Origin of the sequence: Zongyangia acetica (assembly GCF_038739695.1) — a bacterium.
GTDB classification, from domain to species: domain Bacteria; phylum Bacillota; class Clostridia; order Oscillospirales; family Ruminococcaceae; genus Zongyangia; species Zongyangia gallinarum.
Genome location: NZ_JBBEWN010000007.1, coordinates 1 through 14,842, shown reverse-complemented (window position 1 = coordinate 14,842; position 14,842 = coordinate 1). Strand labels below are relative to the sequence as shown.

General features: G+C 59.1%; 11 protein-coding genes. 7 read left to right on the top strand and 4 right to left on the bottom strand.

Annotated features, from left to right (window positions below):
- Positions 1-107: 107 nt before the first annotated feature.
- A complete protein-coding gene (locus WGC32_RS07560) occupies positions 108-608 on the bottom strand; it encodes a flavin reductase (protein WP_191481271.1) in 501 nt (166 codons plus the stop codon).
- A gap of 585 nt (positions 609-1,193) precedes the next feature.
- Here WGC32_RS07560 and WGC32_RS07555 point away from each other — a divergent pair.
- A complete protein-coding gene (locus WGC32_RS07555) occupies positions 1,194-3,458 on the top strand; it encodes a vitamin B12-dependent ribonucleotide reductase (RefSeq protein WP_462933626.1) in 2,265 nt (754 codons plus the stop codon).
- Between the two features lie 191 nt (positions 3,459-3,649).
- On the opposite strand, the gene hflX is transcribed toward WGC32_RS07555, so the two are convergent.
- The gene (hflX, locus tag WGC32_RS07550; protein ID WP_342681256.1) at positions 3,650-4,888 is read right to left on the bottom strand and encodes a GTPase HflX; all 1,239 of its coding nucleotides are present in this window, start codon (positions 4,886-4,888) and stop codon (positions 3,650-3,652) included.
- Between the two features lie 169 nt (positions 4,889-5,057).
- Between hflX and metF the strand changes: the two genes are divergently transcribed.
- The 4 genes from metF to WGC32_RS07530 all read left to right on the top strand — a co-directional run bounded on the left by metF (position 5,058) and on the right by WGC32_RS07530 (position 11,795).
- Positions 5,058-5,942 carry a methylenetetrahydrofolate reductase [NAD(P)H] gene (gene metF, locus WGC32_RS07545; RefSeq protein WP_342681255.1) on the top strand — a complete coding sequence of 295 codons (885 nt, stop codon included), beginning with the start codon at positions 5,058-5,060 and terminating at the stop codon, positions 5,940-5,942.
- 3 nt (positions 5,943-5,945) lie between these two features.
- Entirely contained in the window at positions 5,946-6,599 is a 654-nt protein-coding gene (locus WGC32_RS07540; protein WP_342681254.1) for a methionine synthase, read from the top strand.
- A gap of 761 nt (positions 6,600-7,360) precedes the next feature.
- Entirely contained in the window at positions 7,361-9,727 is a 2,367-nt protein-coding gene (locus WGC32_RS07535; protein ID WP_342681253.1) for a homocysteine S-methyltransferase family protein, read from the top strand.
- 733 nt (positions 9,728-10,460) lie between these two features.
- Positions 10,461-11,795: an MATE family efflux transporter gene (locus WGC32_RS07530; protein ID WP_342681252.1), complete on the top strand. Its 1,335-nt coding sequence runs from the start codon at positions 10,461-10,463 to the stop codon at positions 11,793-11,795.
- Positions 11,796-11,828: 33 nt separating this feature from the next.
- Here WGC32_RS07530 and WGC32_RS07525 read toward each other — a convergent pair whose 3' ends face one another.
- A complete protein-coding gene (locus WGC32_RS07525) occupies positions 11,829-13,133 on the bottom strand; it encodes a patatin-like phospholipase family protein (RefSeq protein ID WP_342681251.1) in 1,305 nt (434 codons plus the stop codon).
- Positions 13,134-13,473: 340 nt separating this feature from the next.
- Here WGC32_RS07525 and WGC32_RS07520 point away from each other — a divergent pair, with 340 nt between their 5' ends.
- Both WGC32_RS07520 and WGC32_RS07515 read left to right on the top strand, forming a co-directional pair.
- Entirely contained in the window at positions 13,474-13,704 is a 231-nt protein-coding gene (locus WGC32_RS07520; protein WP_191481262.1) for a hypothetical protein, read from the top strand.
- Positions 13,682-13,987: a sigma-70 family RNA polymerase sigma factor gene (locus tag WGC32_RS07515; RefSeq protein WP_342681250.1), complete on the top strand. Its 306-nt coding sequence runs from the start codon at positions 13,682-13,684 to the stop codon at positions 13,985-13,987. Before WGC32_RS07520 ends, WGC32_RS07515 begins: the two co-directional genes overlap by 23 nt.
- Before the next feature lie 175 nt (positions 13,988-14,162).
- Here WGC32_RS07515 and WGC32_RS07510 read toward each other — a convergent pair whose 3' ends face one another.
- Positions 14,163-14,576: a hypothetical protein gene (locus WGC32_RS07510; protein ID WP_191510464.1), complete on the bottom strand. Its 414-nt coding sequence runs from the start codon at positions 14,574-14,576 to the stop codon at positions 14,163-14,165.
- Positions 14,577-14,842: the final 266 nt, after the last annotated feature.

Sequence of the window (14,842 nt, the reverse complement as noted above, 5' to 3'; positions counted from 1 at the left end):
TTTTGCTTGCTTATGGAACGCCGTTTCCTACCGAAGCCTTTGTCCTTGGCGCTACCAAAGGATAGCTTCTACAGGAGGCCCACCCGCGACGGTCCTTTTTCTTTGGGTTATTTCACCAGGATCTTTTTGATCCGGCCCACATACATGGTGTGGTAGTCCTTGTCCGGGTAGTATCTTTCGTCATAGCCCTCTGCGGTGAAATACTGGGGCGCCAGCTCCTGGGCGTAGAGCTTTTCGCAAAGGATCACCAGCCGGGCCTCTTTGAAGTAAGGGGTGTCCCCCTCATAGTCCAGGGTGAAGCCGCAGGCGGCGATTTTGTCCATATCCCGGCCCGACTTGGTGCCGCAGAGGTTGAGGGCCTCCCGGTAGGAGGAATCCATGACGCAGAGGGAAAACTCCTTTTCCCCATCCACAAACTCTTTGGTATAGCGCTGGGGGCGGATATAGATGGTGCAGACGTCCTGATTCCAAAGGACTCCTACGCCGCCCCAGCTGGCGGTCATGGTGTTGCATTTTTCCCGGTTGCCGGCGGTGATGAGGAGCCAGTCTTTGCCGATGAGGGTAAATGGGTTGTCTTGGAGCTCCTGGGGAGCGATTTCACGAAACATCCGGTTGCCTCCTTCTCTTGTTTTTCACCAATCAGTATACGTCTTTCACAGCCTTCTTGCAACCGGCGTGGAAAATTTGTGCCTATCCTACAAAAAGCGCCCAAAACCCGAGGCAAAAACTTGACAGGGCGTTTCACTGCCCCATGGAGCAAAAAAACAAGAGGCTTTTTGTGAGATTTTTCCCTTGTTTTTTTAGAAACCATACAACTGAAAATTCGTAAAATTTCCACAATCATTTTGAAAAGCACTCACTGCGAGGATTTGCCAAAAAAAATTTAGGGTATTCTGAAAAAAACGTCAAGGGGGCGTTGAAAATTCTGTGGAAAATGTGGAAAGTTTCTGCAAAATCAAAGGGGCGAAAAGTTTTTTGAAGAATTTTTGTTCATACCCCTTTTATTTTCACTTGTTTGGTGAAACCATCAAAAAATGAGATCAAAAATTTATGCATATCACAAAATCACCGAAAAAGGTGTGGCCGTATTGCATCTATAGTTTCAGAGTGATACAATATGTGGTATCCGATGTGATAAAAATCCAAGATGATGTACATTTAAATACACACCTGAGAAAGCGGAGGAATGGAAGATGCAGATGAATCAAAACGGCAGGACGGTGCTGGAGCGCCGTTACCTGGTCAAAGATGAACATGGTGAAAATATCGAGACGGTGGAAGGGCTCTTCCGCCGGGTGGCGGACGCCATTGCGGAGGCGGACCGGGATTTTGACCCCAAGGCGGATGTAGAGGGGCTCTCCGACCGGTTTTATGACATGATGACCAACCTGGAGTTTCTCCCCAACTCCCCCACCCTCATGAACGCCGGGCGGCCTTTGGGCCAGCTTTCGGCCTGTTTCGTGCTGCCCATTGAGGACTCTATGGAGGCGATTTTTGAGACGGTGAAAAACGCCGCCCTCATCCACAAGTCCGGCGGCGGCACCGGATTTTCCTTCTCCCGGCTGCGGCCGGCCGGGTCCACCGTCAAGACCACCGGCGGCGTGGCCAGCGGACCGGTGAGCTTTATGCGGGTCTTTAACATGGCCACCGAGGCGGTCAAGCAGGGCGGCACCCGCCGGGGCGCCAACATGGGCATCCTCCGGGTGGATCATCCCGATATCCTGGACTTTATCGACTGCAAGAAAAACAACGCCGACATCACCAACTTCAACATTTCGGTGGGCATCACCGAGGACTTTATGAAGGCGGTGGAGCAGGACGCCGACTACGACCTGATCGATCCCCACACCAAAGAGGTGGTGGGACATCTTTCCGCCAAAGCGGTCTTTGACAAGATCGTAGAGGCCGCCTGGAGAAACGGGGAGCCGGGCATCATCTTCTTAGACCGGCTCAACCGGGACAACGTAGTCCCCAGCCAGGGGGAGATCGAGAGCACCAACCCCTGCGGGGAGCAGCCCCTGCTGCCCTATGAGTCCTGCAACCTGGGCTCCATCAACCTGTGCAATATGCTCAAAGAAACCTCCGGCGGCTGGGAAATCGACGAGGAGAAGCTGGCAAAGACGGTAAAGCTGGCTGTCCACTTCCTGGATAACGTCATCGAGGTCAACAAATACCCCCTGGATCTCATCGACAAGGTGACCAAAGAGACCCGGAAGATCGGCCTGGGGGTCATGGGCTTTGCCGATATGCTGGCCCGGTTGGGAGTGGCCTACAACTCTGAGGAGGGCGTGGCCCTAGGCGAAAAAATCATGGACTTTATCACCGCCCACGCCCGGGCCGCCAGCGAGGAGCTGGCCAAAGAGAGAGGGGCCTTCCCCCTCTTCGCCGAGAGCATTTATAAAGACGGGGCGCCTCTGCGCAACGCCACCTGCACCACCATCGCCCCCACCGGCACCCTCTCCATCATCGCCGGATGTTCCTCCGGGGTGGAGCCGGTCTTTGCCTATGTGTTCATCCGCAACGTCATGGATAACACCGAGATGATCGAGGTCAACCCCATCCTTCGGGAGACCTTGGAAAAACGGGGGCTTTACAGCGACCAGCTCATGCGGAAGATCGCGGCCCAGGGGACCCTCCAGCACATCGACGAGATTCCCCAGGACATCAAGGACGTCTTTGTCTGCTCCCATGACATTTCCCCCACCTATCACGTGAAGATGCAGGCGGCTTTCCAGCGCCACACCGACAACGCTGTCTCCAAAACCGTCAACTTCACCCACGACGCCACCATTGAGGACGTCCGGGAGGTCTATATGTTGGCTTACCGGCTCCAGTGCAAGGGCGTCACCATCTACCGGGACGGCAGCCGGGACAGCCAGGTCCTCAACATCGGTTCGGTGAAGAAGGAGGGGGACGCCAAAGCTCCCGAAGCCGCCGGGCTCCAGCTGCCTCAGACCAAGATCCTGCCCCGTCCCCGGCCGGAAATCACCTCCGGCATGACCGAGCGGATGCGGATCGGCTGCGGCAACCTGTATGTCACCGTCAACTACGATGAAAACGGCATCTGCGAGGTCTTCACCTCCACCGGCAAGGCGGGAGGCTGCCCCTCCCAGTCGGAGGCCACGGCAAGGCTTGTCTCCATCGCCCTGCGCTCCGGCATTGACCTGGATGAGATCATCGACCAGCTGCGGGGCATCCGCTGCCCCTCCACCATCCGCCGTCAGGACGTCAACTGCACCTCCTGCCCGGACGCCATCGCCAAGGTCATCAAGAAGGTGGCGGACTTCCAGAGCCTTCACAAAAACGAGGCCATCCCCTTCGTTGCGGAGGACGCCCAAAAGCGTCCCGCGCCCACCCATCCCGGCGCCATGAAGTACTGCCCTGAATGCGGCGCCGAAATGGAGCATGAGGGCGGCTGCGTCTCCTGCCGCAGCTGCGGTTATTCCAAATGCAACTAGCGGCGAGCCGCCGGGGGAAGTCGCGCTGTGGCGCTGTGCGCAACAAGAACGCGTGAGACGCGACAATGTCGCAAACGAGACTCAGTGCGCGTCATCCTCGCCGGCAGGCGCGCGTCTTGCCCGCCGCTAGGCGTGCCCCGCTAGGGCCGCGCCAGAATAAAAGGACAGCCGCTTTATAAGCGGCTGTCCTTTTATTCTATGAAACCTTCCACCTCGTGGAGCATCTTCATGTCCACCAGCGCATCCACCAGGATGCCGTGGGGAGTGTATTCCTCAGCGTAGACCACCGAGGAATCCTTCAGGCGGGAGTAGATGGCGGCCTTGTCAAAGGGAATCATCAGCTTGAGCCGGAGATGGGTGGGCGGCAGAGCCTTTTCAATGGCCTCCAAGAGCTTTTCCAGGCCAAAGCCTGTCTTGGCGGAGATAAAGACGCATCCCTTTTCCAGGACCAGGGGCATCTGGGAAAGCTTGTCGCATTTGTTGAGGACGGTGACCACCGGCTTGTCCCCGGCTCCCAGCTCCTGGAGGACCTGACGGGTGGTTTCGATCTGAGCCAGGGTCTCCTCGCTGGAGATATCGCAGACATTGAGGATGAGGTCTGCTTCCACCGCCTCCTCCAGGGTGGAGTGGAAAGCCTCCACCAGATGATGGGGCAGCCGGCGGATAAGCCCCACCGTGTCCACCAGCATAACGCTGCGGCCGTCGGGAAGCTTCAAAGCCCGGGCGGTGGGATCCAGGGTGGCGAAGAGCTTGTCCTCGGCCAGGACCCCGGCGTCGGTGAGGGTGTTGAGGAGGGTGGATTTCCCCACGTTGGTGTAGCCCACAATGGCCACGGTGATGACGCCGTCCTTTTTCCTCCGGCGGCGCAGCAGCTCCCGATGACGCCCCACCTCCTCCAGCTGCTCCTCCAGGGACTGGATGCGGCGGCGGATGTGGCGGCGGTCCGATTCCAGCTTGGATTCGCCGGGGCCCCGGGTGCCGATGCCGCCGCCCAGCCGGGACAGGCTCTGTCCCAGCCCCATGAGCCGGGGCAGAAGATACTTCTGCTGGGCCAGCTCCACCTGGAGTTTTCCCTCTTTAGAGCGGGCCCGCTGGGCGAAGATGTCCAGGATTAGGGTGGTGCGGTCGATGACGGCCAGATCGGTTTCCCGCTCGATGTTCCGCTGCTGGACCGCCGTTAGCTCATGGTCGAAGATCAGCAGGTTTACGTCGTTTGCCTGGCAGAACTCCTTGATCTCCTCCAGGCGGCCGGAGCCCACGCAGGTGGAAGGATCCAGGCTCTCCCGGCGCTGGATTACCTTGCCGGCCACCTGAGCCCCGGCGGTGTAGGAAAGCTCCTCCAATTCGTCGATGGAAACCTGGGCGTCAAATTCCCCGGTATCCACGCAGACAAGGAGGGCGATTTGCTTTTGTTCCTTATTTTCGTACATAGATACTCCCCGGCCGGCCGGGACAGGCCCGGCAGCCTTTTTGTAATTTCTACTTCCTATTATACCCGCCGGGACAGAGATGGCAACCGGTTTACATTTGGCGGCGGGGATGTTATACTTTACCTAACTGAATTACCGGGAAATTCCAAAGGAAAGAGAGGGGAAACCCATGAAGATATCCCAGCTATTCCAGCAGAAGAAGGCGGTCTTCTCCCTGGAGGTGTTTCCGCCCAAGAAAAACGGCACCATTGACGCCATCTACCGCACCCTGGACAGCGTCCGGGACTTAAAGCCGGACTATGTCAGCGTGACCTATGGGGCGGGAGGCAACCCGGCGGATGATTCCACCTGCCGGATCGCCCGGGCCATCAAGGAGGATTACGGCCTGATCCCGCTGGCCCATCTGACCTGCCTTAATTCGGATAAGGCGCAGATTTATGCCACCCTGGACGAGCTGGAACAGGCGGGGATTGAGAATGTCCTGGCCCTGCGGGGGGACAAAAATCCCGACCGGCCCCCCAAGGGGGAATTTAAGTACGCTTCGGAGCTCATCCGCACCATCCAGGAGCGGGGCGGCTTTGACGTTGCGGCGGCCTGTTATCCGGAGGGGCATCCGGACAGCCCCACCCTGGAGGCGGATATCCGCCATCTGAAGGAAAAGGTGGACGCCGGCGCCAGCCATCTGGTCACCCAGCTGTTTTTTGACAACGAGGATTATTACAACTTCCTTTACAAGCTGCGGGAGGCGGGGATCCAGACGCCGGTGCAGGCGGGCATTATGCCGGTGACCAACAAAAGCCAGATCGAGCGGATGGTCTCCCTGTGCGGCGCCAGCATCCCCAAGCGGCTGGTGCGGATCCTCAGCCGGTACGGCCACAACCCCGCCGCCATGATGGACGCGGGCATTGCCTACGCCACCGAACAGATCATCGACCTGCTCTCCAACGGGGCCCACGGCATCCACCTCTATACCATGAACAATCCCGAGGTGGCCCGGCGGATCAGCGGCAGCATCGGCAGCATCGTCCACTGCATCAACGAGCAGGAGGACTAATCCATGGAGTTTGCCATCGACCGCCGGGAGGTGCTGCGGTATCTCGGCTGCGGCACTACAGAGCCGGATGAGGCCACCGCCGCCCTGGTGGAGGAATGCGTCTCCCAGGTGCGGCTGCTTGCCACCCCCCGGTATCTGTGGCGGGAGTTTCCCATCCGTATGGGGGAGGGGGTGGAGCTTGCAGGCACCAGCTTCTCCCTGGAAGGGGAGGACATCCGGCGGCATCTGACCGGCTGCAAAAGCTGCGTCCTGCTGGCCGCCACCATCGGCTCCGGCATTGAGCAGGCCCTGCGCCGGGCCCAGGTGACCGACATGGCCCGGGCCGTGGTTCTGGACGCCTGCGCCACCGCCGCCATCGAGGGGGTCTGCGACCAGGTGCAGGAGGAGATTGCCAAGGACGCCCAGGCCCGGGGCAAGGGGATTACCTGGCGGTTTTCCCCAGGCTATGGGGATATGCCCATCACCCAGCAGCAGGGGTTCACCGCCCTGCTGGATACCCATCGAAAAATCGGCCTGGCCGCCACCGGGGACAATATCTTAACCCCTCGGAAATCGGTGACCGCTGTCATCGGCATCACCGACCTTCCCGGCCAAAAGAAAAAGAAGAGCTGCGCCGACTGCCCCCTGCGCCATTCCTGCGCCTTCCACCGGCCCTAGCGGGGCACGCCTAGCGGCGGGCAAGACGCGGCCCTTGGTTTTGTCTGCGACACTGCCGCGACACCCGCGACTATGTTGCGATTGAAACATCAGCGCGATTTGGCTGCGGGCACTGCCCGCCCGCAGCACACGCGTTTTTGTTTTTCATTGCGTCGCAGCGCGACATCCTCCGGCGGCAGCCGGCGCGCCTATTGTTTAGTTGAAACCACCGCCGCGTCTCACGCGGACCTGCGGTCGGCAAACTGCGCCCTAGGCTTTATATGCGACACCGCCCGCGATGCCCGCAGCCGAGTTGCGATTGACACCACAGCGCGACATCCCCCACCGGTAGGTGGGTGGCGGCCCCTCATGCCGGGGCGGGCACATCCTTTTCTCTCAAGAAAAGGATGCAAAAGTGATCCAAGGGGCGTTCCCCTTGGATATCCCCCTGATGAGGCTCGCTGCTTTCCCGGCAGTATGGGCGGCCCCTTCCGGGGCGGGATGACGCGCTCACGGCCTAGCCAAAACCACTGCCGCGGGTTACGCGAATAGATCACTGTCAGCGCCCATCCGTGACACCCTCCAGCGGCAGCTGGCCCCGGGATGTTCCCAAAAATCGTCGGCTGCCGCCGAAACCGCCCACACTCCTGCGGTAGCCGGCGCGCCCTTGGTTTTATTTGCGACATCGTTCGCGATGCCCGCAACTTTGTTTCGATTGACACATAAGCGCGATATCCCCCACCGGCAGGTGGGCGTGAAACAAAAGATAAAGGAGAACACAGATGACCATCAAAGAAATGCTATCCTCGGGCTTCATCATCCTGGACGGAGCCATGGGCACCCAGATGCAGCAGCGGGGCCTGCCGGTAGGGGAGCGGCCAGAGACGCTGTCCCTCACCCATCCGGAAATTGTGGCCGGCATCCACAAAGACTATATCCAAAGCGGATCCATGGTGGTGTATACCAATACCTTTGGCGCCAACGACCACAAGCTTTCGGGCACCGGCTTCTCCTGTGAGGAGGTCGTCACCGCCTCGGTGGCGGCGGCCAAGGCGGCCTGCCGGGGCACCGGCTGCAAGGTGGGGCTGGATATGGGCCCCATCGGGGAGCTGCTGGCCCCGGGAGGCAGCCTGTCCTTTGAGGAAGCCTACAGCCTCTTTGCCAAACAGGCGGTGGCTGGAGAAAAGGCCGGGGCGGATCTGGTGGCCATCGAGACCATGACCGATCTCATGGAGGTAAAGGCGGCGGTGCTGGCGGTTAAGGAGAACACCTCCCTGCCCGTCTTTGTCACCATGACCTTTGAAAAAAACCGGCGCACCTTTGCCGGATGCAGCATCCCCTGTATGGCCCTGACCCTGGAAGGGCTGGGGGTGGACGCCATGGGCGTCAACTGTTCTTTAGGGCCGGGGGAAATCCTCCCCATCATGGAGGAACTGGCCCAGTGGACCACCCTGCCCCTGATTGTCAAGCCCAACGCCGGCCTGCCCAACCTGGAAACCAGCAGCTATGATATTGATCCGGATATGTTTGCCCGGCAGATGGCTCCCTTTGTGGACTTAGGGGTTACGGTGCTGGGCGGCTGCTGCGGCACCTCCCCGGCCTATATCAGAAAATTAAAAGAAATGCTGGCGGGGAAAAAACCGGTTCCCAGAGCCATCCGCCGCCGCAGCGCCGTCTGCTCCGGCACCCGGGCGGTGGAGATCGACGGGGTGCGGATCATCGGCGAGCGGATCAATCCCACCGGCAAAAAGCTGATGAAACAGGCCCTGCGGGAGAAAAATATGGATTACCTCCTCTCCCAGGCGGTGAGCCAGGCGGAGGCGGGCGCCCATATCCTGGACGTCAACGTGGGGCTCCCCGAAATTGACGAGCCGGCCATGATGGTCCGGGCGGTCCGGGAGATCCAGTCTGTGGTGGACCTGCCTTTGCAGATTGACTCCTCCGACCCGAAAGCGGTGGAGGCGGCCCTGCGGGTCTATAACGGCAAGCCCATTGTCAATTCGGTCAACGGGGAGGAGGCCTCCCTGGCCGCCATCCTGCCCCTGATCAAAAAATACGGCGCCGCTGTGGTGGGCCTGACCCTGGACGAAAAGGGCATCCCTCCCAAGGCGGAGGACCGCTTTGCCATCGCCCAGAGGATCCTGGCGGCGGCCCAGAGCTACGGCATCCCCAAGGAGGACGTCTACATCGACTGCCTGACCCTCACCGCGTCGGTGCAGCAGAAAGAGGTGGCCGAAACCCTGAAAGCCGTCCGGATGGTCAAGGAACAGCTGGGCCTGCATACGGTGCTGGGGGTTTCCAACATCTCCTTCGGCCTCCCCGACCGGGAGCTGATCAACCACAGCTTTCTGCTGCTGGCCCTCTCCCACGGGCTGGATCTGCCCATCATCAACCCCAATGTGGCCAGTATGACCGGGGCGGTAGATGCATATAACGTATTGTATAATATAGATAAAAACTCCGTTTCGTATATAGAAAAGCACAGCGGAGAGGGGGCGCAAGCCGCTCCCGTCCCCGCGCCGGCGGCTGGAGAGACGGATATTACCCACGCCATTATCAAAGGGCTCAAGGAGCCAGCCCGGGCCATCACCCAAGGGCTGTGCGAGAAGATGGAGCCCATGGAAATTGTGAACACCCTCCTGATCCCCGCCCTGGATGAGGTAGGCAACCGGTTTGAGACAGGAAAGATCTTCCTGCCCCAGCTGCTCCAGTCGGCGTCGGCGGCCCAGGCGGCTTTCGAGATCATCAAGGAGCGGATTGCGTCCCAAGGGACCGGAACGGTGCAGAAGGGAAAGATTGTCCTGGCCACCGTCAAGGGGGATATCCATGACATTGGCAAGAATATCGTCAAGGTCATCCTAGAAAACTACGGCTTCCAGGTCATCGACCTGGGCCGGGACGTGCCGGTGGAGACGGTGGTGGAAGCGGTGCAGGAGCACGGCGCCCGGCTGGCAGGCCTTTCCGCCCTGATGACCACCACCCTGCCCAGCATGGAGGCCACCGTCAAGGCCATCCATGAAAGGTGCCCCGGCTGCAAGGTGTTTGTAGGCGGCGCGGTCCTCACCGAAGATTACGCCCTGAAGATGGGGGCGGATTTTTACGCCCGGGACGCCAAGCGTTCGGCGGATATTGCCAAACAGGTGCTGTAAATGCCCCTCCCGGGGCGGGATGACGCGCGCCTGCGGCGGGCAGGTCGCGCCTTGGGTTTTCTCCGAGACACAGTCGCGACACTCGCGACTGTGTCTCGAACGACACCACAGCGCGGCTTCCTCCAGCGGTAGCTGGCGCGCTCTGGGTTTTATTCGAGATTTTGCCGCGGCCCATGAAACTAGGTCATCCATTGCGCCACAGCGCGCTCCTGCGGAGAGCAAGACGCGCCTTTGGGTTTCACTTGCGACATTGTTCGTGACACTCGCGACTGAGTTATCCATTGCGCCACAGCGTGGTTTGGCGGCGGCGACTCGCCGCCCGCGATGCCCGCAATTACGTTACGATTGACACATCAGCGCGATATGTCAGCGGCCCTAGCGGGCGGCATGACGCGGACCTGGGTTTTATTCGCGACATCGTTTGCGACACTCGCGACTGAGTTATCCATTGCGCCACAGCGCGATATCCCCCGGCGGTAGCCGGTGGTTGACAAAGGGGAGATGGGCCGCTATAATAGTGGCAGCAAACCAATACAGAAAAACCGGTCACAGCCGCTGCCGGGTGGCTGTGTGGGCAGGAAAACTGCTGCCGGGAAATATGCGTTCGTATCGTCAGGCCTGTGGATACGGCAGGCCTGGCGTTTTTTTGTCCAAATATGTGCGCAAGCCACGGAACATTTCCGCTTTGTGCATCTGCAGGACAGACAAGTTTGTGAGAAAGGGAAGAAAGCTTATGAGCCATCATCAAATCACCCACGGGAACATTGTGACCACCTTTGCCCGTTATGTCAGCGTGAACATCCTGGGGATGATTGGACTATCCCTCTACGTTCTGGCGGATACCTTCTTTGTGGCCAACGGGGTGGGGAGCACCGGCCTGGTAGCGCTGAACATCGCCATCCCCCTTTTCAGCCTGATCAGCGGCTTGGGGATGCTCATCGGCATGGGCGGCGGTACCCTGTTTTCCATCGCCTATGGCCGGGGGGACACTTCCAGCTTTGACCGGATTTTTACCCAGACCCTGGCGGTGACCGTGGCCATCGGCGCCGTCATCACCCTGGTGGGACTCTGCTTTACCCGGGAAATTGCCCTGCTGTTGGGAGCCACCCCCTCTACCCTGGCCTATGTGGTGGAGTATATCCGGGTCATCCTCACCTTTACCGTGGCCTTTATGCTCAACAATGTGATGCTTTATTTTGTCCGCAATGATTTTGAGCCGGGCCTGGCCATGGCCGCAATGCTGGCCGGCAGCCTGTTTAACATTGTCTTTGACTATATCTTCATCTACCCCATGGATATGGGGATGTTCGGAGCGGCCCTGGCCACCGGATGTTCCCCTGTGGTGGGGCTGTGCATCCTTTCCTTCCACTTCTGGCGGAAGAAGAATCATTTCCGCCTGGCCCGGTGCTCTTTTTCCGGCTCCGAGATCCTGCGCACCTTGAGCACCGGCCTTCCCGCCTTTATCACCGAGTTTTCCTCCGGGGTGGTCATCTTCCTGTTCAATATGGTCATCCTGGGGATCTCCGACGAGCTTTCGGTGGCGGCCTATGGAATTATTGCCAATGTGGCCCTGGTCTGCGTGGCGGTCTTTACCGGCATCGGCCAGGGAATTCAGCTGGTGCTCAGCTTAAACTACGGCAGCGGCCAGCAGGACCGGGTGAAAAAGGTGCTGCTGATGGGCTGTATCACCGCCCTTGTATTCGGAAGCCTGTTCCTCCTGTCCGGCCTGCTGTTCCCTGAAACCATCGCGAATATCTTCAATGGAGAGAATAACCCGGAATTGACCCAGATTACCGTCCAGGGCATCCGCATCTATTTCTTCGCGTTCCTCCTCATGGGGGTCAATATTGTATTTTCCATCTTCTTCTCCGCCGTGGGACGGCCCCGGCCCTCTTTCTGCATTGCCATCCTCCGGGGTATCTTGGCGATGATCCCTTTCCTGGTGATCCTGCCGCCGCTGCTTGGCCTGACCGGCGTCTGGCTGGTCATCCCCCTGGCGGAGCTGACCACCCTGGCGGTGGGAGCTGTGCTCCTTCTGCGAACCCTGAAACAGATGAAGGCAGATTAAAAAAGCGCACCGGAATATCCGGTGCGCTTTTCTTTATGGCCGAGGGCTGCCGGGGAGCTGGCGGCAAAGGAGAAGAAAGACGCCGGCGGCAAACTCCTCTGGATGCTGGCGGGCCAGCCGCCACAGGCTGTGCTGCCGCTCCCCGCGGTCAAAGACCTCCCAAATGCAGTCGGCCATATAGGCGCATAGGGCCGGCCGGCTGATCTTGGATACCCTGGCCGCGGTGGCCAGCAGTGCCTCCCCCTGGGCGGGACGGATGTCGTCGGGAGTGTGGCAGATGTTTTCCCGCCACGCGGCCAGGGCGCTGGCAATAAAGGAATCCCCGTCGTAGAGTGTGCAGGGATCCAGGCCCAGGGCCTCGCCGCCCACCTCGGCGCACCGCGTGAGGAAGCGGCGCAGATGATAGCGCTGGCTTCCCCGCAGGCCCAGGGCCGCCAGCAGCCGCGCCTTGCCCTGGCGCTCCATAGGCAGGCCCCGGTCGGTCACCAGGCCAAAGGAGCACCGCTCACAGCTGGGGGCCAGAGAGGGCAGCAGCAGGGCGGCAATCCGCTCAAGCTGCCCAGGCTGGAAGGAGTACCACAGGCCGGATACCTTGCCAAACAGCCGCAGGGTATCCAGATAGCCCAGCCGGATGTTCCGCCGGGAAACCTCAGGATCAAATTCCAGGAAGGGGCCCAGGTCCCAGTGGCTGCTGACCACCCGGATCCTAGCGTCGGGATAGCGGGCCGGCCGGACAATGCCCAGGGTTTTCAGGTCCACGGCAATGATGTCCCGGGCCCCCTGGCGGTAAGCCAGCTGGATGGGCAGGTTGTTGTAATAGCCTCCATCGATATACTGGCGGCCGTCAATTTCATAGCTTTTCATGGAGGGGAAGGCGGCGGCGCTGGCTAAGACATAGTCTGTAAGCTTCCCCGGCGGGATCTCCTCTTCGGTCAGGACCTCCGGCTTAAAGTCTGGGAACCGGACGGTCACCAGGCCAAAATCCATGGGGCTGCGCCGGATTTTTTCCTCATCCAGCACCCGGTAAGCCAGGTCGTGGAGGGGGGTGGCGTCTATCCCGCCCAACACATTGCCCACCGCGGCCCTGGCTTCCTGGATCAGCCCTTTCCCGGCCTCCTGTTTTCCGCCGATGGCGAGGATGTCGCCGGTGGTCAGACGCTCCCAGAGGGCCAGGGCCCCCTCAAAATCATCCTGAGCCACCATGGCGGCGTTGAGGGCCCCCACCGAGGTGCCCGCCACCGCCTGGATCTGGAAATCCAGCTCCCGCAGGGCCTGCCATACCCCGATTTGATAGGCTCCCCGGGAACCGCCGCCCGCTAAAACCAGCCCTTTTTTCATAGAGGATTCCTCCTTCCCCTGTTCTAAAGACAGGATACCACAACCGCCGTGCATTTTTCATGAAAAAACTGTAACGGCTGGGCTGGGAATTTTATCCTGTGCGTCCGGTCGCTTTAAAAAGAACATAGTTTTCTAGTTTCCATGGCTTATCAGGATAATTCAGAAAATTTTGGAGATAATTTGTGCAAATTGAGTATTGATACAACTCAATATGCATGATACAATGGAATTAAAGAACGAACAAGGAATTTTGGAAGATTACACCAGCGTTGCCTGCCCGCGGGTCATGGGGACAGGCTGTTTGGAACATAACCCACCGGACGATCAAGGGAGGTGCGCCATGAATTTACAGGAGTTGGCAGTTGAATACCGCAGGACAGCGGAGCAGGTAGAAGCCCGGCTGGCCAGGCTCAAGGAAGAGCAGAAGACGGCGCGGGGGGAGGAAAGCCTCCTGCTGGAGGGCCGGGTAGCGGCCCTGTATGCGGAACTGTTGGATCTGCGGAAGATTTCGGCATATCTGACCCATTATTGGGAGAAGGAGGGACGCCATGGGTTCCCGTTGGAGTCTTGACTTTCATCTGTACAACCGGGCCAGCTTGGAGCGGTTTGCCGCTCAGACCGGGGAGGACAACAGCCGTCAGCTGCAAAAGGCCAAGCAGATTCTCCGCCGGGTGATGGAGGAGGAGCTGACCCCCTTGCAGCTGGAGTATATGACCCGGCATTACTTTGGCCGGGAGAGTATGACCCAGATCGCCCGGGAGCGAGGGGTCAACAAATCCAGCGTCAGCCGGGGGATCAAAAACGGCCGGGAGCGGATTTACCGGGTGCTCCGATATCTAGACCTTCGAAATTGACAGAAATAGGGGACACCAGAGGTGATTTATCGAAAAATAGTCACTTCCTGGTTCATATAAGCTTATCCTCATTCCCAGCAGCTAGCTGATTCTCGGAATTTTCTCCTATACCCAAATTAAAAATAGAAAGCCCGGAGCAGATAGCTCCGGGCTTTTTTGTTCTCATCCGCCGCTTTTATTGTTTGTCAAATCCCCCTGCCAGGGTAAAGGAGGCCAGAAAGCCGGCCAGCACATCCATGCCGCCAACGCCGTGGATCCCTATCTCCAGCAGCCCATTCCAGGCAGCGGGCCAGATCAGCCAGAGCCCGTAGGACAAAATCCGCGCAAAGGCCAGCAGAAGCAGGAGGAGGGCTGCCCAGCAGGCGCCGTCCCACCGGAAGGAGCGCAGCTTCTCCCGGAGCCCATCCAGGCAGGCAACCGCTCCCATCCCCAAGGCGGCCAGGGGCGGCAGCGACCATGCCAGGAGGGAAAGCCATGGCTGCCGGTAGCTGTTGTCCCCAGCCTGTGCCGCCAGGGCAAGGAGGCAAAATCCTCCGCCCAGCAGCAGGAGTAGTATGGCTGCTCTCCAAAATCTTCCCTTGCTGATCATAAAATCCCCTCCTCTTTTGAAACTGTCGGCGCTTTTTCTTTTCATCTTCTTTATACCCCAATAGCGCCATCAATACAATAAAATTCCACCAACAAAATTATTACAATTTTTATTTTTATTCCAAAATAAATTATCATTAATAGCAAAGAAGGGCCCGTTGCAAAATGATCCAAAAAAAACGAGCGAGGTTTGGAGCCCGAAAGGGTTTCCAAACCTCGCTCGTTGCTATATTCTTAGTTTGTGAAGACACAGAATAAGCAAGACCA

Excerpts from the sequence above, each read along its gene's own strand:
- WGC32_RS07535 (WP_342681253.1), top strand. The coding sequence starts at position 7,361 with ATGACCATCAAAGAAATGCTATCCTCGGGCTTCATCATCCTGGACGGA.
- WGC32_RS07560 (WP_191481271.1), bottom strand. The coding sequence starts at position 608 with ATGTTTCGTGAAATCGCTCCCCAGGAGCTCCAAGACAACCCATTTACC.
- metF (WP_342681255.1), top strand. The coding sequence starts at position 5,058 with ATGAAGATATCCCAGCTATTCCAGCAGAAGAAGGCGGTCTTCTCCCTG.
- WGC32_RS07540 (WP_342681254.1), top strand. The coding sequence starts at position 5,946 with ATGGAGTTTGCCATCGACCGCCGGGAGGTGCTGCGGTATCTCGGCTGC.
- hflX (WP_342681256.1), bottom strand. The coding sequence starts at position 4,888 with ATGTACGAAAATAAGGAACAAAAGCAAATCGCCCTCCTTGTCTGCGTG.
- WGC32_RS07515 (WP_342681250.1), top strand. The coding sequence starts at position 13,682 with ATGGGTTCCCGTTGGAGTCTTGACTTTCATCTGTACAACCGGGCCAGC.
- WGC32_RS07555 (WP_462933626.1), top strand. The coding sequence starts at position 1,194 with ATGCAGATGAATCAAAACGGCAGGACGGTGCTGGAGCGCCGTTACCTG.
- WGC32_RS07530 (WP_342681252.1), top strand. The coding sequence starts at position 10,461 with ATGAGCCATCATCAAATCACCCACGGGAACATTGTGACCACCTTTGCC.
- WGC32_RS07525 (WP_342681251.1), bottom strand. The coding sequence starts at position 13,133 with ATGAAAAAAGGGCTGGTTTTAGCGGGCGGCGGTTCCCGGGGAGCCTAT.
- WGC32_RS07520 (WP_191481262.1), top strand. The coding sequence starts at position 13,474 with ATGAATTTACAGGAGTTGGCAGTTGAATACCGCAGGACAGCGGAGCAG.
- WGC32_RS07510 (WP_191510464.1), bottom strand. The coding sequence starts at position 14,576 with ATGATCAGCAAGGGAAGATTTTGGAGAGCAGCCATACTACTCCTGCTG.